Raw genomic sequence first — 303 nt, forward strand, 5'->3', positions numbered from 1 at the left:
CTGGTTTTGGAATTTTTCAGAATCCAACAGATACCCGAACCTTTATTCCATTTATTACCCAACTTAATTCACGAAACCATTTAGGTAAATATATTGTGGCAGATGCAGGATACGGATCTAAACCAAACTATAAATTTGTAGAAGATGAATTATCAGATTGTGAATCATTAATCCCCTACGGGACTATGCTCAGAGAAAAAAGTCGAAAGTGGCAATCGGATGACCGTAAGGTTATGAACTGGAACTACGTTGAAAATGATGATTACTACATTGATCCTAAAGGTGTACGATTTAACTTTTTGC

General features: G+C 35.6%; 1 protein-coding gene. It reads left to right on the plus strand.

Going from position 1 to position 303, the window contains the following annotated elements; translation table 11 throughout:
* A partial coding sequence (locus tag LOSG293_RS09910; protein ID WP_034529945.1) for a transposase occupies nucleotides 1-303 on the plus strand: 303 nt, incomplete at both ends.

This window comes from Secundilactobacillus oryzae JCM 18671 (genome assembly GCF_000740055.1).
GTDB classification, from domain to species: Bacteria; Bacillota; Bacilli; order Lactobacillales; family Lactobacillaceae; genus Secundilactobacillus; species Secundilactobacillus oryzae.